Here is a 20,023-nt window from a genome sequence, read left to right as displayed (position 1 = left end):
GATGGCTCTTGGTTGGACGCTCAGTCACCGAGCGGCTGGCGTTCGCCGCCGCCGCGATGCGCGTCCAGCGTGTGCTTCATGCGGCGCAGCAACTCGCGGCTTTCTTCGGGTTGCGCGAGCGCCAGTTCGGTCACGAGCACGTCGAGTGCCATCATCATCGCGTAACGCGACGACGACGGCTTGTAGATGAAATCGGTCTCGCTCGCGACGATCGGCACGAGCCAGTCGGCGAGCGCAGCGAGCGGCGAAGCCGGCGCGGTGAGCGCGACGAGCTTCGCGCCGTAGTCGCGCGCGATGCGGCACGCGTCGACGAGTTCGGGCACGCGCCCTGTTACGGAAAGCGCGACGACGACGTCTTCGGGCGAAAGCGTGCTCGCCACCATGCGCTGCAGCAGGCTGTCCTGGTACGAAGCCACCGGGCGGCCCAGGCGCACGAGGCGAAAGCGCATTTCGTCGGCGAGCGCACTCGAGCCGCCGCCCATGCCGAACACGTAGATCATGCGGGCCTGCGCCAGCGCCGCGGCGGCTTGCGCAAACGGCGCCTGGCACAGCAGCTCGTGGTTGCGCGCGAGCGCCGTGTGAATTTCGTCGTAGACGCGCGTGGCGAGCGGTTCGGCTTCGCCGTTCGCGTCGGCGGCGCGCGGCTTGCCCGCGCCTTCGGAAGCGCCAGTTGCCGCACCGCGCAGGAAGCGGTCGCCCACGGCGGCCGCCTGGGCGAGCCGCAGCTTGAGTTCGCGCACGTCGTGGCAGCCCACCGCCTTCGCAAAGCGCGTGACGGAGGCGATGCTCACGCCCGCGCGCTGCGCCAGCTCGCCGATGCTCGCCCGCGCGGCGCTGGCAAGATCGTCGAGAATGAGCGCAGCCACGTCGCGCTCGGCGGGACGCAATTCGGGCACGCATTGCGCGATACGCGCGACGATGTCGAAGCGGGCCGGATCGGCGGCGGTGTTCATTGCAGGGAGTCTGTTAATAAATAACAATTCACGAAGCGATGTTACTTTGTGTACTATCTCCGAGTCAACGCCGGTCCTGAAGATGCCGGTGTAGCGGAGCCGCATGAAGCATATGGAGCGAAGGGAAATGAAAGTTACAAACTATCAGAGTGCAACGATCGACCCGAACAGCAAGGGCCTTGGCAACGTACCGGGCGCGAGCGTGCCGCTCGGGGACGCCGGGCGCCTCGAATGGAATTTACTCGAAGAGGACGTGAGCCTGCCCGCTGCGGTGCTGTATGCCGACCGCGTCGAGCACAACCTCAAGTGGATGCAGGACTTCGTCACGCGCTATGGCGTGAAGCTCGCGCCGCACGGCAAGACGACGATGGCGCCGCAGCTCTTTCGCCGCCAGATCGACACCGGCGCGTGGGGCATCACGCTCGCCACGGCGCACCAGACGCGCGCCGCCTACCGCGGCGGCATCTCGCGCGTGCTGATGGCGAACCAGCTCGTGGGCCGCCGCAACATGGCGATCATTGCCGAGCTGCTCAGCGACGCGACTTTCGAGTTCTTCTGCCTCGTCGATTCGGTCGAAAGCGTGGAGCATCTGGGCGAGTTCTTCCGCGCATCGGGCCGCACGCTGCAGGTGCTGCTCGAACTGGGCGTGCCGCGCGGCCGCACGGGCGTGCGCGACACCGACACGCGCAACGCCGTGCTCGCGGCGATCGCGCGCTATCCCGACTCGCTCAAGCTGGCGGGGGTGGAAATCTACGAGGGCATCCTCAAGGAAGAAAGCGAAGTGCGCACCTTCCTGCGCGACGCGCTGAACGTCACCCAGGAACTGGCCGCCGCGGGCCGCTTCGCGCGCACGCCCGCGCTGCTTTCGGGCGCGGGCTCGGCCTGGTACGACATCGTCGCGGAAGAGTTCGCGCCCGCCACGCAGGCGGGCGCGATCGACGTGGTGCTGCGCCCCGGCTGCTACGTGACGCACGACGTGGGTGTCTACAAGCAGGCTCAGTCGCAGATCCTCACGCGCAACCCCGTGGCGCGCGAAATGGGCGTGGCGCTGCTGCCCGCGCTACAGCTCTGGGCCTATGTGCAGTCGATTCCGGAGCCCGGCCGCGCCATCATCGGCTTCGGAAAGCGCGACGCCGCGTTCGACGCGGGCTTTCCGGAGCCGTCGCGCCACTATCGCCCCGCGAACGGCGGCGCGCCGCGCGAAGTGGCGGCAAGCGAAGGCTGGGAAGTGTTCCAGATGATGGATCAGCACGCCTACCTGAAGATTCCAGCGGGCGCGGACCTCAAGGTCGGCGACATGATCGCGTTCGATATCTCGCACCCCTGCCTCACGTTCGACAAGTGGCGCCAGGTGCTGATGGTCGATGCGAAATATCGCGTGACGGAAGTGATCGAAACGTTCTTCTGAGCGCGGCGCGCATCGGTGCAGGCTCAGCCCGCTTCGGGCTCGGCCTGCGGAGCCTGCGCGAGCGAGGCCGCCGCCATAGCGGCCTCGCCGATGCGCGCCTCCATCATCCCCAACGCGCTCGACAGCGCCGCGAGCGCATCGTCGGGCAGCGACATCGTCACGTCCAGGAACGCGTTGCGGCGCGGCAGCCCCTCTTCGGTCACGGCGCGGCCGGCGTCGGTCAGCGTCACGTTGGTGATGCGGTTGTCGCGCTCGTCGGCGCGGCGCGCGATCCAGCCGAGCGCCTCCAGCGCTTTCAATTGGCGCGTGAGCGCGCCCGGGTCGACACGCAGCCGCTCGACGAGCCGCTTTTGCGACGACTCGCCGTCCTGCTCGTAAAGCGCGAGCAGAATGCGCCAGCGCGGCAGCGGATGGCCGACCTGCGCCTCGAACGCCGACATGAACGTCCGGTAGGTCCGACCAAACTGCTGCATGACGGCGATGCGATCCTGAATTTCCATGCTTTGCTTTCCTGCCGGCTTCATCGCCGCGCGTTTGCCGGGTCCGTGCCGGTGCCCGCCAGGGGCGGAACGTCTCAATCCGCGTGAATCACGGGCTCCAACTTGCGCTGCAGCTTGACGGGCGGCACGCGCCGGGTTTGCCAGATCGACACCACCGCGATCGCCGCCGCCACGGCAATGCCCAGGTGAATCGCGCCCACGAGGGCCTCGCGCGCGGCTTCGAGCAGCGGCGCGCCATTATGCCCGGCGTTGGCGAGATCGGCGATCAGTGAAGCCTGCGCGTCGCGGTTGATGAGGATCTGCGGGTCGGCGAGCTGCGGCAGCCAGTGCGTGGCGTGGTCGGCATCCAGCGCGCGTTGCACGCCGCTCGAGTAGAGCTGCGTGACCAGCGTGCCGGTGAGCGCCGTGCCGATCATGCCGCCGATCATCCGCAGCGACTGCAACAGCGCGGTGGCGATGCCCAGATGCTCGCGCCCAGCGGTCTGCTGCGCGAACACCGTGAGGTTCGGCATGACGAAGCCCAAGCCGATGCCAGCCACGATCATGAACGTCATGAGCAGGCCGCGCGGCGTGTTGCGGGTGGCGAGCGCCACGGCGAAGCAGGCCACTGCGAGCATTGCGAAGCCGATGTAGAGCATCAGGTTCGGATTGCGGATGCGCGAGACGATGCGCCCGTTCGCGATACTGCCGATCGTGATGAACACCACGAGCGGCGTGATGACGACGCCCGCTTCCTTCGGCGTCATGCCGAAGCCGCCCTGGAAGAGGAGCGGCGCGTAGAAGAGCAGCGAAAACATCGTGAAACCGCCCAGCACGGCGAGCGTGAAAAGCGCATTCAGGCTCGCGTTGCGGAACATGTCGACGGGCAGGATGGCTTGCGGGCAGCGCCGCTCCCATTGCCAGAGCGCCCAGCCGGCCGCCAGCGCGAGGGCGAGCAGGCCGAGGGCCGAAGCGCTGAGACCGTGCCCCGGCAGACGCTCCACGAAAAGCTGCAGACTCCCGAGCGCGACCGCGATGAGGAGCGCACCTGGCCAGTCGAGCCGCATGCGCGCCTCGTGCGCGACGTGGCGCAGATGCGGCAGATACTTCCAGACGAAAAACAGCGAAAGCAGGCCGACGGGCAGATTCACATAAAACACGGAACGCCAGCCGTAGTACTGCGTGAGAAAGCCGCCGAGCGACGGCCCGACCGCGTTGGCGATACCGAATGCGGAACTCATGAGGACCTGCCAGCGCAGGCGCACGACCGAGTCGGGGAAGAGATCGGGAATGCAGGCGAACGCCGTGCCGACCAGCATGCCGCCGCCGATGCCTTGCAGCCCGCGCGCGATCACGAGGAACAGCATGCTGTTGGCCGCGCCACACAGCACGGATGCGGCGGTGAAGACGACGATCGACGCGATCACGAACGGCTTGCGCCCGTAATAGTCGCCGAGCCGCCCGAAAATGGGGACAGTGATGACCGAGGTGAGCAGATAGGACGTGGCGACCCACGCGTAAAGCTCGAAGCCGCGCAATTCGGCGACGATGGTCGGCAGCGCGGTGCCGACGACGGTCTGGTCGAGCGCGACGAGCATCGTCACGAACGAGACGCCGAGCATCGCGAGCAGCGACTCCCGGAACGGCAGAACCTGCCCGCTCGAATGGTGGGCGGCGGTATGAACGGCCATTTTTTGATCCAGCAACGGTTGACGCGTCAAAGATCCACCATCATAGCACGGTCCGATCCACTACACTGGGGCATCGAACGGCGGCGATGCCCTCGCCGTCGTCGCTAAAATTCCGGGAGCGCCATGGAACCCACGACCGAACCGACCGCCGCAGATCCGGCCCGCACGGGCGCCATCGCGGCCTTCACAGAGGCCGATCTCGACGCGCTGCGGCGCGCCAAACATGAGCTCGAAACGCCGCCACTCGGCATGAAGCTCGCAGCGATCGTGGGTGCGCCGGTAGAAAAGCTGATCGCGCGGCTACCCGGCGTCGCGAACGACAAGGTGACCGAGGCGACGCAAGCCGCGCTGCGCAAGTGTCTGCAGCTCGCGCTGAAGACGCTCGGCAAGCAAAGCGCCCTCTCCACGGCCCAAGCGCGCACGAGCGCGAAGCCGAGCAACCTGCTGCACAAGTTCGCGGTGGCGACCACGGGCGCGGCGGGCGGTGCGTTCGGGCTTTTCGCGTTGCCGGTCGAGCTGCCCGTCACGACCACGCTGATGTTTCGCTCGATCTGCGACATCGCGCGTAGCGAAGGCGAGAATCTGGCCAGCACCGACACGCAGCTGCAATGTCTGACCGTGTTCGGCATGGGCGGCCGCTCGGCCGCCGACGACGAGGCCGACTTCGGCTATTTCATCGCGCGCGGCGCGCTCGCGAAGGCGGTATCGGCGGCGTCGTCGGAAATGGCGACGAAGGGCTTCGCCGCACACGGCTCAACCGCGCTCCTCAAGCTCATGCAGACCGTGGCCGCGCGCTTTTCCGTGCAGGTGAGCGAGCAGGTCGCAGCGAAATCGATACCCGCCATCGGCGCGGTGCTCGGCGCCATGGTCAACACCGTGTTCATCGATCATTTCCAGCAGGTGGCGCATGGGCACTTCACCGTGCGCCGGCTCGAGCGCCGCTACGGCGAAGCCGCCGTGCACGCGGCCTATGACGCGATCGATGTCTCGCTCGATTGAGGCGGCTGCGGTTTTTCGTCGCCGCGCGCCGGCACGGGCGTCACGCGGCGCACGAAGCGCGCGGCGACGTCGAGCGTGCGGCGCGCTTCGGGCATGAACGGCGCATAGATCGGCCAGATATGCGGCATGCCGCTGGCAATCTCGCACTCCACCGACACACCGTCGGCGCGCGCGCGCTCGGCGACGCGGCGCGTGTCATCGAGCAGCGTTTCGGAGCTGCCCACGAAGAGGCTTAGCGGCGGCAATCCGCGAAACTCGGCATACAGCGGCGACACGTAGGGATCGGTCGCACTGGCCGCGCCGAGGTAGAACGGCGCGATGCGCTCGAATACCGCGCCGCTGAACATGGGATCGCGCCCGTCGTTCTCGCGTATCGAAGCGCCCGTCGCCGCAAGATCGGTCCACGGTGAAAAGAGCACGGCGCCGGCGGGAAGCGCGTCGCCTGCGTCGCGCAAGGCGACGAGCGTCGCAAGCGCAAGTCCGCCGCCAGCCGAATCGCCGCCAATCACGATCGAGCCGGGCTGCGTTCCTTGCGCCAGCAAATGGCGGTACGCGGCCAATGCGTCCTCGAGCGCGGCGGGAAACGGATGCTCGGGCGCGAGGCGATAGTCGAGCGAGAAGACGTCGGCGCCGGCGCGCTTGCCCAGACCGAACGAAATCGCGCGCTGCGAACGCGGCGAGCAGAAGTAGTACCCGCCGCCATGCAGATAAAGGAGCGTGCGATGCGCGGGCGAGCGCTCGCGGATGAGCCACTCGCCGCGCATCGGAACATCGGAGGCGTCGTACTGCTCGCGCAGGCGCCAGCCGCTCGGCACGCCCGGCGTCCAGATGCGCCTCGCCGTCAGCATGCGCACGCGCGCGACGTTGATCGACTTGCGCGTTTGCGGCCGGAAGGTGCGGCGCAAGAACCTGCAGATCAGCCTGCTTTGCCAGCTCATCGGCTCAGCCCCTCCGCAGCCCTCAAACTGGCCTCGACCAGCACTCGGCGGCGGTCGGTCGATGGCGTCCCGCAATCAGACTTCGATCGCGGGAATGCGCGGCGCGCACGTTGCGGCGAGTGAGGCGAACGATCGAGGGCCGGTCAATTGGCGGGCAGCACCTGACCGCGAATCTCGCCTGACGGGTTCTGCGCCGTATGAATGTTGAAATACCACTGTCCGCCCATCAGCTGGGTGACCTGCTGCTCGTTGAGCGTGGCGGAGCCCTTGATCGGACTCGCCAGTTCGCCCTTCGGAATCGGTACCTGCACGTTGGCGTTCTGTCCGACCGGCGCCGGGCCGTGGAAGTGCGCGGCGGCAGCCGGGCCGGAGAGGCCTTCATAGGTGATCGTCCAGTTCAGCGTTTTCGTGGACGTGTCGAAGGTGGCGTTGAGCATGCCGTGACCCTGGCTCACGCGCGGCGGGACTTCGCTGGACGGTTCGAGATCGGCCTTAAGGGCAACGGTGTCGGCATACGAGGCGCTGGAGGCAAGGACACACAGAGCGAGAGCGAGCTGCAGCGGACGAAGCAAATTCATGGAATTTCTCCTGTTTTTGTGGCGCGCTGCGCCAGAAGGCGCAAAACCGCGCTCTCACATGCTAGAGCAAATCGGCTGGGCGCGTCCGCTGCGCCGATGTCGGCCCAACGTAAGCTGCGTGCAATAAAAAATGCGCCGCAAGCGACGCCTTGCAACCCAGGTACTCCCTTCCTGCCATCGGGTATTGCCACCGAATGCCTGGAAGCGATGGCGAAGAACCGTTCGAGGTGCATGGACGCAACACCGAATTGATTTGCATAGCGAAGTGTATTGGCGCCATCGTTTGACGAACCACCATTTGACAACGCGCACGTTCCGGCAAAAACACGCTCGTTCATCGACTTCACGGCCGAACTATTTCGCCGCCATGACACCGCGGCAGCAAGCGCGATTACCTGCACTTCCTGTAATAGTTAATTGATCGAAATTGTCTCGATTTCTCGTCGCACGGCGTCTAAGCTACCCAGTGCGAGAAGTGACTCTTCATCGAAGGGTCTCCAAGCTTGAACGCGGCTTCGGCCGCGTTTTTTTTCGCCTGTTTTTTTCGCTCTATTGCCCTGCGCCCGTCGATTTCCTGATGTACATCATTCACGCGAGCAGCGCGACCTGCTGCTCGATTCCGACCAGCATCGCCTGGCAAGTGCGGATGAGCGCATAGCCTTCCTCACGCAATTGACCGGCGGTGTGACCGTTCATATGACCGCGAAACGTCTCGAGCTCCGCGAGCAGCGCAGGGTACTGCAGCACGCCCACCGCACCGGCAAGCCGGTGATGCCATTCGCGCAGGCCCGCGACATCGGCTTGTTCGAGGAGCGGCGGCAAGGCATCCAGGTCGTCGCGCATCGCCGAAACGAACGAGCCGAGCAACGTCTTCACGGTCGCCTCGCCGCCCCAAACCTGGATCATATGCGCGAGATCCAGCGGCTCGAACGCCCGCGCGTTTGCAGGCTTTTCCGCGAGCTTTCCGTCGCGTCCCTGTGAAGGCGACCCGGAAGCCCGCGACGCTGCTTGCCCGCCCCTTGTCCGTTCGCGCCTGCCTCGCGCACGACTTCGTCCTGCACGGTGCGCTGTATGCCCTCCACGCCGAACCAGCGCGCGAGATGCTCGCGCAGCGTGGCCACGCGCGTGGGCTTGACGAGGCAATCGTCCATGCCCGCTTCGCTGCATTGACTCAGGTTCTCGGGCGCCGTATTGGCCGTGATGCCGAGTATCGGCAAGCGCCGCGCGCCGTGCGCATTCTGTTCCATTTGGCGTACGCGCCGGGCGAGATCGCAGCCCGATACGTTCGGCATATGACGCACATGTCCAAGAATTCGGAAAGTGGACAAGCTATATTTCCGTAAATTCAAATACTTAGTTCAATTCACCGTGTCCATCAAAATTTTTGAAAAATGGACTAATCGCGAGCCGCTGATGTCCATTTTTTTGTTGGGCGCGCAAATCCGAGAATGAGCCGTATCGGGAGTCGGCCTCCTAAATCCAACAGAGACCGGGCGGAAGACCGTAGGGCGCCAAGGCGATTGCACCGCTGCACGCGGCAACTCAAAGACTACCCGCAGTCGCGCCATAGGTGCGCGCGGATGCGTCAGATTTGGTGCGACTGAACTACATTCGCGCAAAGTCGCAGCATTTCGCCGGAAGCGCTTGGCCGTAGCTGGCCGACTGACGCCTACGCGGCCGGCCGGAGCCGACCCTGAACGGCCCGTCGCGAGCACAATACGTCGATGACCGCTTCCGACGTGCTTCGGACGCCCGTTGACGTTAGGTATATGGTTAGAGCAGGCTTCGTTCCATTCTTCCATTCAGATAGACACTCGCTCGCAGCCTAGTCTGTGTAACCGGTTTCCCCTTTGGCGTAGTAAGTGGAGGGATTGGGCTGGTTCAATGGTGCGTCGAGTTCGAAGCGGCGCGGCAAGTCCGGGTTGGCGATAAACAACTGACCCCACGCGACGGCATCCGCTTCGCCTGCATTGAGTGCTTGCTGTGCCGATTCCCGGGTGAACTTCTCATTCGCGATGAATGGACCGCCGAACGCGGCTTTCAGTTGTGGCCCGAGACGCCTGTCGCCGAGCGCTTCCCGGGCGGCGATAAACGCGATCGTGCGATTGCCCAGCTCGCAAGCGACATAGCCGAATGTAGCCGCCGCGTCGGAATCGCCCATCGTACCCACGTCGCCGCGCGGCGCGAGGTGCATGCCGACGCGGTTAGCGCCCCACACCTCGATACACGCATCGGTTACTTCGAGCAGGAGGCGGGCGCGGTTTTCGATCGAGCCGCCGTACGCGTCAGTGCGATGGTTTGTGCTGTCCTGCAGGAACTGGTCGAGCAAATAGCCGTTCGCACCATGCACTTCGACGCCGTCGTAACCGGCGGCCTGGGCGTTTTCGGCAGCCGTGCGATAGGCGTCGACGATGCCCAGAATTTCGGACAGCGCGCGCGGCGTTACATATGGCCGCTGTGGACGCACGAGGCTTAGGTTGTTTTGTGGTGCGATCGCACCCGGTGCAACCGGCAGATCACCGTTCAGGAAGATTGGGTCCGACATGCGGCCGACATGCCAAAGTTGCAGGAAGATCTTGCCGCCAGCGGCGTGCACGGCTTCGGTGACGTGCTTCCACCCTGAGACCTGTTCCTGCGACTAGATACCCGGCGTCGCCGCGTAACCGACACCTTGCGGCGCCACGGAGGCGGCTTCTGTGAGGATCAGTCCGGCGGAGGCGCGCTCGGCGTAGTACTTTGCCATCAGCGCGTTAGGCACGCGTTCGTCACCGGCGCGCTTAAAGAGTTTACTTTTCCTGACGGACATACAGTCCGCGATGACGAAACCAGCGTGGTGCGCGAGCTCAATTAGGTCCAGCTCTCATGTCAGGCTAATCTCCATGAAAGGTATTGGCACGGCACGCATCGACGAAACCCAGACGCAAGGGTCCCGGGTATCATGCATGCCACGGGACCAGTTTGGCGCTGTTATCGTTGCGCCGCATCTTTCAGATAGATGCCGGACGACAACCCGGCCTTCACCTGCCTCGTGAGTTCGTCGGTGCACACTTCCTCTGCGCCGGCCTCAATGGCTTCGTACGCCTGACGCACAACGTCCGCCGGCGTCGCCTTCTGAACTTCGAATTCACGCACCAAATCCGTATCGATAAATCCTGCATGCAGGCCGACGACCTGCGTGCCCTGCTCGCGCAGCGACTGGCGCAAGCCGTTAGTCAGCGCCCACGCGGCTGACTTCGACACGCCATAGGCAGACAGAATCGGCCGGTTCACCCAGCTCGCGACCGACAGCACGTTCAGGATTGCACCGCCGCCGTTGCCGGCGAGGCTCCCAGCGAGCGCTTGCGACATCGCCAGCATGCCGACCACATTGGTTTCGAAGTGATCGCGCAGCGCGTCGATTGCGCCGTCGTCCGTCAGGCTACCGAGCCGCGCGATACCCGCGTTGTTGATGAGCAGCGTGACATCTTGCGCCGCGTCCGCCGCCGCGGCTACGGCCGCGGGATCGGTCACGTCGAGCTTAACGGGTATGACTCCCGGCAGCGTCACGCTGGCAGGGTCGCGTGCACCCGCATATACCTTCCACGCTCCTCTTTTGAGCGCCTGTTTCGCGAACTCGAGGCCAAGCCCGCGGTTCGCGCCCGTTACGAAAACGACAGCATCTTCGATCTTCATAGTCCTTCCTTTCGCATGATGGAATCGCATGCGCGTCGGCTCGCCGGGCGCGTGAGATCCGGTGAAAACAATGCTGCATTCGCTTGCCGACACGTTGCGCCGTGCCTTCCGGCGCAGCTAATCGCGTCGCGCAGCCGACGCCGGATTGCTTTTGTCGAACGATTCGTGACATGACCACTTACGCATCGCATACGACGATGGCGAAGGATATAACTATGAAATTCATATCGTCAAGCGTCGCGTGAATTTACCGACGATTTCCTGTGGAGTCGGCAGTTCGTCCTGGCGTCCCCGTAGCAGCGGTTTCCACCCCCGTAATGTGCTGCGCGCCGTCACCGCCGGACAAGGGACGCCACGAGCCAGACGGGGGTGCGCGCTTGCTCTCGCCAGGACTCAGTAGCAATTCACTCCATTCGCGGACGCCCAGGTCGGACAGGCGGTGGCTTGTTCGCTCACACCCCGGCGCCACGGGTTGATAGATCGGCGCCACCATACTGGCCAATAGTGAGATCTGCGTCCGAGCTATCGAACAATCGTATGCGATTAAATCTTTTGCGATTGACATCGGAAGTGTCTTTCTTCATTATTCGACGCAAGCGATTACATCGCATGCGATCTAAGAGCTTACCCCCTTTACTCACACAGGAACCCATCATGACCAAGATCGATCAAGTCCTCTTTTCGGGCAATAGCCACGCCACGGTTAATCACGACCCCGACGTCCAGCGCGGCGAGCACGGCGTGCTCGACCTCAAGCTGGCGGCAGCCGACGGTGACAGCCGTGATTTCATTGCAACCGAGCTGCACCCGCGAGCCGAGCAGTTGTTCTCGGGCGCGTGGTCGGCCTGCTACATCAGCGCGTTCAAGATCGCGGCCGGGATCAAGAAGGTCAATCTGCCCACCGACTACTCCCTGGACATCAAGGTCAGCATCGGGACGGTCGGCAACGGCTTTTGCCTCGGTGCCCAGTTCACCATCCGCGCTCCGGGTCTGGCAGCGGAAGTTGTCGAGGCAGTCGCGAACCTCGCTCACCAGATCTGCCCGTACTCGAAGGCCGTGCACGGCAACATCGAGGTCGGCCTGAACGTCGTTACGGTGTAATACAAATCACGCATACGATTAAATCGCAAAAGATTCAAATACGCTTGATACCCTCATACACACAGGAATCCATCATGGAAAAGATCGAAAAAGTCCTCGCTTCGGGCAACACTCACTCGACGGTCAACCGCGACCCCAATGTCCAGCCCGGCGAGTTCGGCGCCTATGACCTCACGCTGACCGCGCCCGGCCTTGAACCCGTCGAGCTCATCGGCATCGACCCCCACCCGCGAGCCGAGCAGCTGTTTGCGGGCGCCTGGTCGGCCTGCTACACCACGGTGTTCGGGATGGTGGCCCAGATGAAGAAGGTCACGCTGCCGCGCGACTACGCTGTGGACATCAAGGTGAACGTCGGCCAGACCGGTAGCGCATGGTTCCTCGGCGCCGAGTTCACCGTCCGGGTGCCGGGTCTGGCAACGGCAGTCGTCGAAGAGCTCGCGCACCTGGCCCATCAGATCTGCCCGTACTCGAAGTCCGTGCGCGGCAACATCGAGGTCAGCACGGCCGTCGTCACGCAGTAACCCGTCAGGGCACGTGCCTCCCGCCGGGACACGTGCCCCTCACTGAACAACTTTTTAGGAAATTCCCATCATGAAGACCAAGCTCATCGTTGCACTGCTCGTCGCCGTTTCCGCTTCCATCACCGCACCGGCGTTCGCCAGCGGTTATGGACCGGCTCCCTTCTACCAGCCCTCAGTTGGCGCCCCGGCTTCGCAAAGCGGGCAGAGCCTGCGAACCGTCGCCGCCGAACGCGAGGGCGCAACGGACTCGCAAGGGGCCTATGGCGGTGCAGTCTCCGGACGCTCCCAGGCGGGCAACCGTGCTGCCGCAACGCCGCGCGATAACCTGTTCGCCCGTCACTAGGTCGTGAGTCCGTCCGCAGCTGGGCCGTCCCGCATTGTCGCTCTTCATGTGCGACGGCCACAGCATCGGATGAGTCGTGGTTTATTTACTAAGGAAGATTGAGACAATGTTCAGTCATGTAGTGGTCGGCACCAATGACCTGGAAAAAGCAAAACGATTCTACGATGCCGTGCTAGGCGCGATCGGCTATGGCGAAGGTCTCAGTGATGACAACGATCAGCGTCGACGCTTTGCCTATCGCGGCGACACGGGGCTTTTCATTGTCACGCAGCCGCTCGATGGTCGGCCGGCGACCGCGGCCAATGGCGGAACGATCGGCTTTGCCTGTCAGTCGACCACGCAGGTCGATCTCTGGCATGCCGCCGGGGTCGCTAACGGTGGAATATCGGCTGAGGCGCCTCCGGGCGTGCGTGAGGCCGCGTTTGGCAGCCTCTATCTCGCCTATCTGCGCGATCCGGATGGCAACAAGCTTGGAGCCCTGTATCGCGTGCCAGCCTGAAGCGAACGACGGCGACAAAGGCGCTCTAGACCTTCGGCGGCCATGGCGGCAGGCACAGGTTGCGATATAATCGCATGCGATATATCGCACTTTGTATGTCTTGCTGGAACATCACGATTGAGCCAAAGAGGAAACAGATGAAAACTACGAACCAAGCGCCTGCTGCGGCCGTGCCGCTGTCGGACTATTTGTGCTTTGCGGTCTACTCCGCGAACCTGGCTTTTGGCAAGGCGTACAAGCCGATACTCGAGGAACTCGGACTGACCTACCCGCAATACATTGCGATCATTGCGTTGTGGGAGGAGGACAACCAGACCGTTAGCGGTCTGGGCGCCAAGCTGTTTCTTGAGTCCAACACGCTTACGCCGATGCTGAAGAAGCTCGAGGCAATGGGCTATCTGGAAAGGCTGCGCGATCCCGGCGATGAGCGCCAGGTGCGAATCAGTCTCACGAAGAGCGGCCGGCGGCTGCGCGAAAAAGCCCTGAAAATGAAACCCGTCGAGACGGGTCTCGCTCCCGATGAATTCGCAGAAATTCAAACGGCGGTCGTGGCATTGCGGAACAATCTTATCAAGTCAGTCCAGAACGGCGAATGAGCGCATACCTGGCGTATTGCTGCGGAGTCCATTCGCGGACATTCAACGGGCCCGTTGGCACCGCATGTGGGACGATCTGATCGGGCGAGATACGTTCGGAGAAAGAGCCCGAACCTGGTCGGCGTTTGCGAGATGCCTGTCGCGACCGACGACGCGAGCGCGGCGATGCGACTTCAGTCCTTTCTGATCGCAGTCTGCCTGATGCAGGAACAGCTGGCCGGAAAGCCAGCCCGATCTGAACACGCGGGTTTGACTTCTCTGACTTAAGCCGCCCGAATTTGGGGCCAATCGAGGGGGGTGTCAGGACTGGCAGACTAGAGGTGGATACGAATCAAGCAGACTTGGCGGTCTTCACTGCGTCCTGTCGCGCCGCGCGCTCCTGCGCGTAGGAAGGGCTCAGTTCTGCCTTTAGATCTTCGCGCCGCAACAGTTCACCACAGGCCTCGCAGACTGTGCCAATCCCGGCATCGTGGCCACAGGTGACGTGAATATAGCGGACCGCGACGTCCTCGTCCGGCGACTTGCGCCATGTTTCCCCCCATTCGCGAAGCGCAAGGATGACCGGATAGAACGCTCGACCCATCTCCGTGAGTTCGTATTCGTAGCGAGCGGGCTTTTTCATGTAGCGCTTGCGCTCAATCATGCCGTCTGCTTCGAGTCGTTTGAGGCGGGACGAGAGCATCTGTGGTGTTGCCTGTGACTGCGCCAGCAGGCCGTCGAACCTTCGATTGCCCATGAACAGTTCACGCACGATCAGGACAGTCCAGCGGTCGCCGATGACAGCCTGAGACCGCGCGACCGGGCACAGCGTCTCGCTTCTCTTGGACAACGCGGGCATTCGAATCTCGCAAACGATTATAAGTATGATATTCATAGTTATTATAGCATGGGTTCGCGGCACATTACATGCAACGGCGAACCCGTGACTTCGCAGCCTGCGCGGATTATGCGCTACTGCTCCGCTACTTTCGGGCTGACCGGGGTTTCGGCTTTAGACATCGCACCGTCGCTCAGACGCCCGCTGCCGCAAGGCCTCGGGCCGTAGCTCGTCCGGGAATCCCTGATAGCAGACAGGCCGCAGGAAGCGTTCGATCGCACTCATGCCAACAGAAGTAAAGCGGCTATCCGACGTTGCAGGGAAGGGGCCACCGTCAATCGATGCGTACGACACCTCTTGCGCATGCCACCAAAGCTGGCGAGTTTTATCGCCTTCCTCCAGGAAACGTTGAGGCACGACGGCGAACCGTGGACTGGCCATGTTATGGGAAAGCGGCCTGTAGCTACTCAGTAGCGAGCTCTGTGACGGCCTAGATAGCGGGTCCGGTCGATCACAAGCCCAACACTCCCGGCTCGCGAAGGTCCGCTGCTTGAGGCGGAGCAGCCGCTCGAATGACCGTGTAGCGGCGACGGCGAACGGCGGCAACTGGCCGCACTGCGTCCCACGACTGGGCACGCCGCTCGCCCCCGTGCCTGCATGTCATGCAACTGGCAAAGCCGACCCGTTGGCGACGTTCAGCAATCGAGGCCAGCGAGGGCAGGTTTCGTTGCTAAAACAGACGCTGACAAGCTGCGCTCCGCCCCTCTGCTCGCTGGCTCTCCTGTCTCCGCCTGCCTGCGAAGGAATCAATCAGGTAACCGTCAGGCCTGACCGTTCAAATCAGTCCCGCTCAGGGCGGAAAAGATCATCGACAAGTTTGCATGCGGCGCTGTATCCGCCCATGAGCGCGTCGGCCTCAGTTGCGAAGGGACGGCCGTGCGCTTCGCCAAAGCGCAAGGGCGAAAACACGGCTACGGCGCTCGCTGCCTGAAATATCCTGACGATAGCAACGTACCGTGGCCGCGTTGGCTCGCGCCTGTTCGGTCCGGTGCTGACGTCGGACTCAACAGCAATCTCGAGCATGAAGCCTTCATAGTCGTAGCTTCGGGTCATGACTGTCTCGCCGCCTTATTTCTCGCGCCGACATCCGCGCACGCCCGACATGGCTTCGAGCCGCGTGCATATCGTCGAGAACTCGCTCGCGTTCACCCGCGACAAAGCAAGCCGCACATCGTCGAGATCGGCGTCATCCGCCGACTGCTGGACGATGAACTGCTTGACGCGAACGCTCCCCGTGCCAAGCGCCTGATGGACGGTATCCAGCGAGATACTGCCGTGCTCGACCAGCAGTTGTATGGTGCGCTGTTGGCGCACGGATATAAAGCGCCGCTCCAGCGGCTTCACACCTACCAGGATGATCATGATGATGACCGTCGCGCCGATCGCGGCCGAGTACATGCCACCACCCACTGCCAAGCCGATACCCGCGACCAACCACAGGCTCGCTGCCGTCGTCAAACCGCGCACCACTTCGCCACGAAGCAGTATCGAGCCCGCGCCGAGAAAGCCTATACCGGAAACCACCTGGGCGGCGACCCGGGATGGATCGAGCACAACGTTCTTCACGCGCAGCACGTCGGCAAAACCGAACGCCGAAACGAGCATCATCAGCGCAGCCCCCACGCAAACCAGCATGTGCGTTCGCAGACCGGCCGTCCAGTTCAGTCGCTCGCGCTCGAAGCCGATCACGCTGCCGAGCAGCGCAGCCATCAGCAAGCGCGACAGAAGTTCGAGATTTCCGATCATCTTTCTGCCCCCATTCGCTGCCCGCGTTAGAAGCGGACATTAGCCAAGGGCGGCATTGTGGCATTTTTGTGACAATTGCGGCGCCTGCGCATGAGTCAGTGCCATGCCGAACCCTGCGCCCTCCTGCCTTGGTGTTCTCGCTGGCGCCTCCGGTTTGGCCCTCGAGCGCGGCTTACTTCGATTTCGGTGGCCGGCCGGTCTTGACCGGTTCGACCGCCTTGACAGCCGCAAGAAGACGCTTCGTCGGCTCGGATGCCAGCAGAAGCAGCCCTGCACGGACGAGCTCGCTCTTCTTCACAGCGAGGCCGGCATCGAGGCACCGCTGTTTGAGCACCGCCAGCTGTTCGTAGTCCTCCCTTGGCATCGTGAAGGTGTCGCGCACCACCTTTTCCTGTTTGACATGGTCTCTACGGTGCCGGACAGCGCGCGCGGAATGCGCTTCGACAGGCATTGCCTCCGCGGCCTGTGGCTTGGCCGCCACATGTTGGGGTTGCGCAGTCTGGACCGACTCGCCGCCGGCCACTCCGTTGTTGGCACCGTCGTCCGAGGACACATGCGCTCGTTTGCCGCTTTTGTTCCTGGTAGCCTTTGGCTTCATGATTTTTTCAGGTTTGACAAACCGTACAAACAGTTTATCGTCTTTCTGGCAAGAGGGAGTTTCTATGCCAGACAAGCACATTTCCAGCCAGTTCGATGCCGACCTGGAACACCTGTCGTCGAGATTTTTCGAGATGGGTGGACTGGTTGAGTCTCAATTGACCAATGCGATGCAGGCGCTCAGCCGCTTCGACATGGGTCTGGTGGAGAAGGTGGTTGATGCGGAGCATCGACTCAATGCGATGGAAGTCGAGATCGATGCTGAGTGCAGCAACATCATTGCGCGGCGCCAGCCCATTGCTTCCGATCTGCGTCGACTGTTGGCGTTCTCCAAGGGGATCACCAATCTCGAGCGCGCAGGCGATGAAGCGCGCAAGATCGCAAAGCGCACGCGCAGAATCGCGAATGACGCTGCGGGCAGGACCATGAATATCGCGGAAATCCGGTTATCCGGCCAGATGGCGGGAACCATCTTCCACCACGCGCTTGCTGCGTTCGCGAGGCTCGATACGGTTGAGGCAGCCCGGATCATGCGCGAGGATGAGGCGATCGATGAACAGTACCGCGCATTCGTGCGCAAGCTGCCAACATTCATGGCGGAGAATCCCCGCGTCATCTCTTCCGCGCTCGACTACGTGTCCATCGCGTCGGCCATCGAACGGATCGGTGACCACGCGAAGAACCTGGCGGAACTTGTCATCTATGTTGTCAAGGGTAAGGACGTCCGTCACATTTCGCGCGACCGACTTGAGCGCGAGGCCCTGGATGATTGAGAAGCGTACAGCTGTGGCGCGAGGTCCCAACAGTCGCATGCGTAAAGTGCTGTATTCGGTTGTGAGCCTCAGGAAGTGCGCAGTGGACAGCCAGTTTGTCGGGGGGTAGTGCTATGAAAATGTCTCACAGATTGCAGTCCGATTCGGCCGGGCCGGTTTGGGGGCTGTTTTTGGGGATGTTCCTGATGGTGGCCGGGATCGGCATCTGGATCTATGTAAAGTCATCGAAACCCGGCGACTCCTTTGATGAATCGCTCGCAATGGCTGCAATGCTTGTCGGCACCTTTCTGGCTGTCTATGCCGTCCGGGAAATCAGGCACAGACATCGATAGTCCCACGGTCGGCAACCGGGCAGCGCACGCCAGGGCTCGTCGAGGTGAGCGCATTAGCAGGTAGCCGGAATCGAAAGCGTGCTGTCCACGACAAGGATGCCGGACGGTGCGCGATTTCGGGCGACGTGCGGATTCCCGACATAGGATCAACCGACATCCGAGGCGATCGCCGCCCGCTTTCGAATGTCTCTTGCCGAAGGTGAAGGCAACGTTCGAATGTCCATTCAACGTCCCGGAGGAGCGGCCGAAGATGGCCGAATCCGGAAGTCCCCAGCCACGCGCAGGTACCGCACTCACATCAACAACGTCATGCAACCGAGCCTCGGCTCAGCGCCTCTAGGTTCGAAAGCGACTCGCCGCCGACCGGAGTGTCTGCGCCTGGTCGGCAAGCGACAGTGCTGCCGCAGTAGTCTCTTCCACCAGCGCCGCATTTTGCTGGGTCGTTTCATCCAGTTGTGAGACAGCGCGGTTGACCTGTTCGATGCCATCCCGTTGCTCTTTCGAAGCCGCCGCCACTTCCTGCATCACGTTGCTCACTTTTTCGATCGACTGCACGATCTCCATCATCGTGCGGCCTGCCTGATCGATGAGCCCCGATCCCTCAGTCACGCCCGTCACGGCTTCGTCGATCAATGCCTTGATTTCCTTTGCCGCGCTGGCGGAGCGCTGTGCGAGCGTACGCACTTCAGCGGCAACCACAGCAAATCCACGACCCTGCTCGCCCGCGCGGGCCGCTTCGACGGCGGCATTCAATGCCAGGATGTTCGTCTGAAAAGCGATCCCTTCGATCGTGCCGATGATGGACGCGATCTTTGTCGACTGATCCGATATGCCGGCCATGGTTCGCACGGCGCGATCCATCACGACACCACCCGTCTTCGCGATTTCCGATGCGTTGCTGGCATATTCGGTAGCGAATCCGACACGCTCGTTATTTTGTGCAACGGTTGCTGTCAGTTCTTCCATGCTTGCCGCCGTTTGTTCCAGCGCGGCCGCCTGCGCCTCGGTACGCCTTGACAGGTCCGAGTTACCCGATGCGATTTCGCTCGTGGCGCTCGCCATCGACTCGCTGCTCGAGAGGACGGTTGTGACCGTCGATTTCAGGCCCTCCTGCATCGATGAAAGACCTTGCATGAGCGCACTCATCTCATGACGGCCTTCCACTTGAACCTTGTTCGAGAGGTCTCCGTTTGACATCGCCGAACAGACCTCCAGCGCCCGGGTCAAAGGACGGCCGATCGCGCGATGCAGGCCGATCGCGCACACCAGTGACAGAAGGATGGCGACGCATAGTGCTCCTACCGATGCGCCGCTCACCGTGCTGAGTGTCGACTGGAAGTCCTCGTAGCTCGATTCGCCGCTCGTCATCAGGTAGTCGTTGAGCGCGTCGGTGCTTTTGGTGAACGCGAGCGCCAGCGGCGGCATCACGTCCATCGTGATCCGGTTGGCGGCAACCGCATCGCCCGTTTCGAGCGACTGCAGCGTGGGCTCGATCGCACCTTTGATCAACCGGTCGAATGTCAGCGAGACGGCCTCTGCCAGCTTTTGCTGTTCAGCGGACTTCGGCAGCGCGAGATAGCGTTCGTATGCCTTCTGCGACGTCGCCAGATAGGCGCGTGCTTTCTGCAGAAGCACTTTTACGTCCGGCGATTCCGGGTGCAGGAGCGCCCGGTCCATCGAAACGCGCGCGATCGCCATGTTGTACTTGGTGTCGCCAAGCGCGACTGCTGACGACAATTGCACCGCATAGATTTCGTGAAGCGCCGACTTCCCCGCCTGCGTTCCCCACTGACCGAACGCGGCGACGACCAACATCAGGGCGACGAGCAAGCCGAAGGCGAGCGAGATCCGCCCCCTGATTGAGACTTTCGAAAACATGTGCAAAGGTCCGCTGGATGTTGTGAGCCCGGGGGCATTGAA

At 62.8% G+C, this 20,023-nt stretch carries 22 protein-coding genes and 2 pseudogenes; 8 read left to right on the top strand and 16 right to left on the bottom strand.

Annotated features, from left to right (window positions below):
* Window positions 1-20: 20 nt before the first annotated feature.
* The gene (locus tag AB3X99_RS22395; protein ID WP_368605878.1) at window positions 21-953 is read right to left on the bottom strand and encodes a MurR/RpiR family transcriptional regulator; all 933 of its coding nucleotides are present in this window, start codon (window positions 951-953) and stop codon (window positions 21-23) included.
* Between the two features lie 127 nt (window positions 954-1,080).
* On the opposite strand from AB3X99_RS22395, the gene AB3X99_RS22390 reads away from it, so the two are divergent.
* The gene (locus tag AB3X99_RS22390; protein ID WP_368618166.1) at window positions 1,081-2,361 is read left to right on the top strand and encodes an amino acid deaminase; all 1,281 of its coding nucleotides are present in this window, start codon (window positions 1,081-1,083) and stop codon (window positions 2,359-2,361) included.
* Window positions 2,362-2,384: 23 nt separating this feature from the next.
* Here AB3X99_RS22390 and AB3X99_RS22385 read toward each other — a convergent pair whose 3' ends face one another.
* Window positions 2,385-2,861 carry a MarR family winged helix-turn-helix transcriptional regulator gene (locus AB3X99_RS22385; RefSeq protein WP_368618165.1) on the bottom strand — a complete coding sequence of 159 codons (477 nt, stop codon included), beginning with the start codon at window positions 2,859-2,861 and terminating at the stop codon, window positions 2,385-2,387.
* 74 nt (window positions 2,862-2,935) lie between these two features.
* A complete protein-coding gene (locus AB3X99_RS22380) occupies window positions 2,936-4,531 on the bottom strand; it encodes an MDR family MFS transporter (RefSeq protein WP_368618164.1) in 1,596 nt (531 codons plus the stop codon).
* 123 nt (window positions 4,532-4,654) lie between these two features.
* Here AB3X99_RS22380 and AB3X99_RS22375 point away from each other — a divergent pair, with 123 nt between their 5' ends.
* A complete protein-coding gene (locus tag AB3X99_RS22375; protein ID WP_342949492.1) occupies window positions 4,655-5,530 on the top strand; it encodes an EcsC family protein in 876 nt (291 codons plus the stop codon).
* Here the strand turns inward: AB3X99_RS22375 and AB3X99_RS22370 are convergent.
* The 7 genes and pseudogenes from AB3X99_RS22370 to AB3X99_RS22340 form a co-directional block, all read right to left on the bottom strand.
* Window positions 5,500-6,468 carry an alpha/beta hydrolase gene (locus AB3X99_RS22370; protein ID WP_368618163.1) on the bottom strand — a complete coding sequence of 323 codons (969 nt, stop codon included), beginning with the start codon at window positions 6,466-6,468 and terminating at the stop codon, window positions 5,500-5,502. The two genes, AB3X99_RS22375 and AB3X99_RS22370, sit on opposite strands and share 31 nt — an antisense overlap.
* Window positions 6,469-6,611: 143 nt before the next feature.
* Entirely contained in the window at window positions 6,612-7,046 is a 435-nt protein-coding gene (locus AB3X99_RS22365; protein WP_368618162.1) for a CHRD domain-containing protein, read from the bottom strand.
* Complete coding sequence (locus tag AB3X99_RS22360) at window positions 7,043-7,393, bottom strand: hypothetical protein (protein WP_368618161.1); 351 nt, start codon at window positions 7,391-7,393, stop codon at window positions 7,043-7,045. The genes AB3X99_RS22365 and AB3X99_RS22360 overlap by 4 nt, the downstream gene beginning before the upstream one ends.
* Window positions 7,394-7,634: 241 nt before the next feature.
* A complete protein-coding gene (locus AB3X99_RS22355; protein ID WP_368618160.1) occupies window positions 7,635-7,952 on the bottom strand; it encodes a hypothetical protein in 318 nt (105 codons plus the stop codon).
* Entirely contained in the window at window positions 7,949-8,293 is a 345-nt protein-coding gene (locus AB3X99_RS22350) for a hypothetical protein (RefSeq protein WP_368618159.1), read from the bottom strand. Before AB3X99_RS22350 ends, AB3X99_RS22355 begins: the two co-directional genes overlap by 4 nt.
* Window positions 8,294-8,871: 578 nt before the next feature.
* Window positions 8,872-9,822: pseudogene (locus AB3X99_RS22345) on the bottom strand (alkene reductase); the annotation flags it as partial.
* 191 nt (window positions 9,823-10,013) lie between these two features.
* A complete protein-coding gene (locus tag AB3X99_RS22340) occupies window positions 10,014-10,718 on the bottom strand; it encodes an SDR family oxidoreductase (RefSeq protein WP_368618158.1) in 705 nt (234 codons plus the stop codon).
* A gap of 654 nt (window positions 10,719-11,372) precedes the next feature.
* On the opposite strand from AB3X99_RS22340, the gene AB3X99_RS22335 reads away from it, so the two are divergent.
* The 5 genes from AB3X99_RS22335 (at window position 11,373) to AB3X99_RS22315 (ending at window position 13,778) form a co-directional block, all read left to right on the top strand.
* Window positions 11,373-11,819 (top strand): OsmC family protein, encoded by a 447-nt coding sequence (locus AB3X99_RS22335; protein ID WP_368618157.1) that lies wholly within the window; start codon window positions 11,373-11,375, stop codon window positions 11,817-11,819.
* A gap of 74 nt (window positions 11,820-11,893) precedes the next feature.
* A complete protein-coding gene (locus tag AB3X99_RS22330; protein WP_368618156.1) occupies window positions 11,894-12,340 on the top strand; it encodes an Ohr family peroxiredoxin in 447 nt (148 codons plus the stop codon).
* A gap of 70 nt (window positions 12,341-12,410) precedes the next feature.
* A complete protein-coding gene (locus AB3X99_RS22325; protein WP_368618155.1) occupies window positions 12,411-12,683 on the top strand; it encodes a hypothetical protein in 273 nt (90 codons plus the stop codon).
* Window positions 12,684-12,789: 106 nt separating this feature from the next.
* On the top strand, window positions 12,790-13,182 hold the full coding sequence (locus AB3X99_RS22320) for a VOC family protein (RefSeq protein ID WP_368618154.1): 393 nt from the start codon (window positions 12,790-12,792) through the stop codon (window positions 13,180-13,182).
* Window positions 13,183-13,319: 137 nt separating this feature from the next.
* Window positions 13,320-13,778: a MarR family winged helix-turn-helix transcriptional regulator gene (locus AB3X99_RS22315; protein ID WP_368618153.1), complete on the top strand. Its 459-nt coding sequence runs from the start codon at window positions 13,320-13,322 to the stop codon at window positions 13,776-13,778.
* Window positions 13,779-14,109: 331 nt separating this feature from the next.
* Here AB3X99_RS22315 and AB3X99_RS22310 read toward each other — a convergent pair whose 3' ends face one another.
* From AB3X99_RS22310 to AB3X99_RS22290, 5 genes and pseudogenes are all read right to left on the bottom strand, one after another.
* A complete protein-coding gene (locus AB3X99_RS22310; protein WP_368618152.1) occupies window positions 14,110-14,616 on the bottom strand; it encodes a winged helix-turn-helix transcriptional regulator in 507 nt (168 codons plus the stop codon).
* Between the two features lie 113 nt (window positions 14,617-14,729).
* Window positions 14,730-14,952: pseudogene (locus AB3X99_RS22305) on the bottom strand (hypothetical protein); the annotation flags it as partial.
* 483 nt (window positions 14,953-15,435) lie between these two features.
* Window positions 15,436-15,708, bottom strand: coding sequence for a hypothetical protein (locus AB3X99_RS22300; protein ID WP_368618151.1), 273 nt, complete (start codon window positions 15,706-15,708; stop codon window positions 15,436-15,438).
* A gap of 15 nt (window positions 15,709-15,723) precedes the next feature.
* Window positions 15,724-16,401, bottom strand: coding sequence for an MgtC/SapB family protein (locus AB3X99_RS22295; RefSeq protein WP_368618150.1), 678 nt, complete (start codon window positions 16,399-16,401; stop codon window positions 15,724-15,726).
* A 172-nt stretch (window positions 16,402-16,573) separates the two neighbouring features.
* Entirely contained in the window at window positions 16,574-16,954 is a 381-nt protein-coding gene (locus tag AB3X99_RS22290) for a hypothetical protein (protein ID WP_368618149.1), read from the bottom strand.
* A 109-nt stretch (window positions 16,955-17,063) separates the two neighbouring features.
* Between AB3X99_RS22290 and phoU the strand changes: the two genes are divergently transcribed.
* Window positions 17,064-17,771, top strand: coding sequence for a phosphate signaling complex protein PhoU (gene phoU / locus AB3X99_RS22285; protein ID WP_368618148.1), 708 nt, complete (start codon window positions 17,064-17,066; stop codon window positions 17,769-17,771).
* Between the two features lie 668 nt (window positions 17,772-18,439).
* Here phoU and AB3X99_RS22280 read toward each other — a convergent pair.
* The gene (locus AB3X99_RS22280; RefSeq protein ID WP_368618147.1) at window positions 18,440-19,981 is read right to left on the bottom strand and encodes a methyl-accepting chemotaxis protein; all 1,542 of its coding nucleotides are present in this window, start codon (window positions 19,979-19,981) and stop codon (window positions 18,440-18,442) included.
* Between the last annotated feature and the right edge of the window lie 42 nt (window positions 19,982-20,023).

Origin of the sequence: Paraburkholderia sp. BR10882 (assembly GCF_040948855.1) — a bacterium.
Lineage (GTDB): Bacteria > Pseudomonadota > Gammaproteobacteria > Burkholderiales > Burkholderiaceae > Paraburkholderia > Paraburkholderia nodosa_A.
This window is presented reverse-complemented; position numbering and strand designations above follow the sequence as displayed.

What these genes read in the sequence shown, in the direction of transcription:
- phoU (WP_368618148.1), top strand. Translation starts at nt 17,064, where the DNA reads ATGCCAGACAAGCACATTTCCAGCCAGTTCGATGCCGACCTGGAACAC.
- AB3X99_RS22325 (WP_368618155.1), top strand. Translation starts at nt 12,411, where the DNA reads ATGAAGACCAAGCTCATCGTTGCACTGCTCGTCGCCGTTTCCGCTTCC.
- AB3X99_RS22375 (WP_342949492.1), top strand. Translation starts at nt 4,655, where the DNA reads ATGGAACCCACGACCGAACCGACCGCCGCAGATCCGGCCCGCACGGGC.
- AB3X99_RS22280 (WP_368618147.1), bottom strand. Translation starts at nt 19,981, where the DNA reads ATGTTTTCGAAAGTCTCAATCAGGGGGCGGATCTCGCTCGCCTTCGGC.
- AB3X99_RS22355 (WP_368618160.1), bottom strand. Translation starts at nt 7,952, where the DNA reads ATGATCCAGGTTTGGGGCGGCGAGGCGACCGTGAAGACGTTGCTCGGC.
- AB3X99_RS22380 (WP_368618164.1), bottom strand. Translation starts at nt 4,531, where the DNA reads ATGGCCGTTCATACCGCCGCCCACCATTCGAGCGGGCAGGTTCTGCCG.
- AB3X99_RS22370 (WP_368618163.1), bottom strand. Translation starts at nt 6,468, where the DNA reads ATGAGCTGGCAAAGCAGGCTGATCTGCAGGTTCTTGCGCCGCACCTTC.
- AB3X99_RS22310 (WP_368618152.1), bottom strand. Translation starts at nt 14,616, where the DNA reads ATGCCCGCGTTGTCCAAGAGAAGCGAGACGCTGTGCCCGGTCGCGCGG.
- AB3X99_RS22395 (WP_368605878.1), bottom strand. Translation starts at nt 953, where the DNA reads ATGAACACCGCCGCCGATCCGGCCCGCTTCGACATCGTCGCGCGTATC.
- AB3X99_RS22385 (WP_368618165.1), bottom strand. Translation starts at nt 2,861, where the DNA reads ATGGAAATTCAGGATCGCATCGCCGTCATGCAGCAGTTTGGTCGGACC.
- AB3X99_RS22300 (WP_368618151.1), bottom strand. Translation starts at nt 15,708, where the DNA reads ATGACCCGAAGCTACGACTATGAAGGCTTCATGCTCGAGATTGCTGTT.
- AB3X99_RS22390 (WP_368618166.1), top strand. Translation starts at nt 1,081, where the DNA reads ATGAAAGTTACAAACTATCAGAGTGCAACGATCGACCCGAACAGCAAG.
- AB3X99_RS22320 (WP_368618154.1), top strand. Translation starts at nt 12,790, where the DNA reads ATGTTCAGTCATGTAGTGGTCGGCACCAATGACCTGGAAAAAGCAAAA.
- AB3X99_RS22295 (WP_368618150.1), bottom strand. Translation starts at nt 16,401, where the DNA reads ATGATCGGAAATCTCGAACTTCTGTCGCGCTTGCTGATGGCTGCGCTG.
- AB3X99_RS22335 (WP_368618157.1), top strand. Translation starts at nt 11,373, where the DNA reads ATGACCAAGATCGATCAAGTCCTCTTTTCGGGCAATAGCCACGCCACG.
- AB3X99_RS22315 (WP_368618153.1), top strand. Translation starts at nt 13,320, where the DNA reads ATGAAAACTACGAACCAAGCGCCTGCTGCGGCCGTGCCGCTGTCGGAC.
- AB3X99_RS22340 (WP_368618158.1), bottom strand. Translation starts at nt 10,718, where the DNA reads ATGAAGATCGAAGATGCTGTCGTTTTCGTAACGGGCGCGAACCGCGGG.
- AB3X99_RS22365 (WP_368618162.1), bottom strand. Translation starts at nt 7,046, where the DNA reads ATGAATTTGCTTCGTCCGCTGCAGCTCGCTCTCGCTCTGTGTGTCCTT.
- AB3X99_RS22330 (WP_368618156.1), top strand. Translation starts at nt 11,894, where the DNA reads ATGGAAAAGATCGAAAAAGTCCTCGCTTCGGGCAACACTCACTCGACG.
- AB3X99_RS22350 (WP_368618159.1), bottom strand. Translation starts at nt 8,293, where the DNA reads ATGGAACAGAATGCGCACGGCGCGCGGCGCTTGCCGATACTCGGCATC.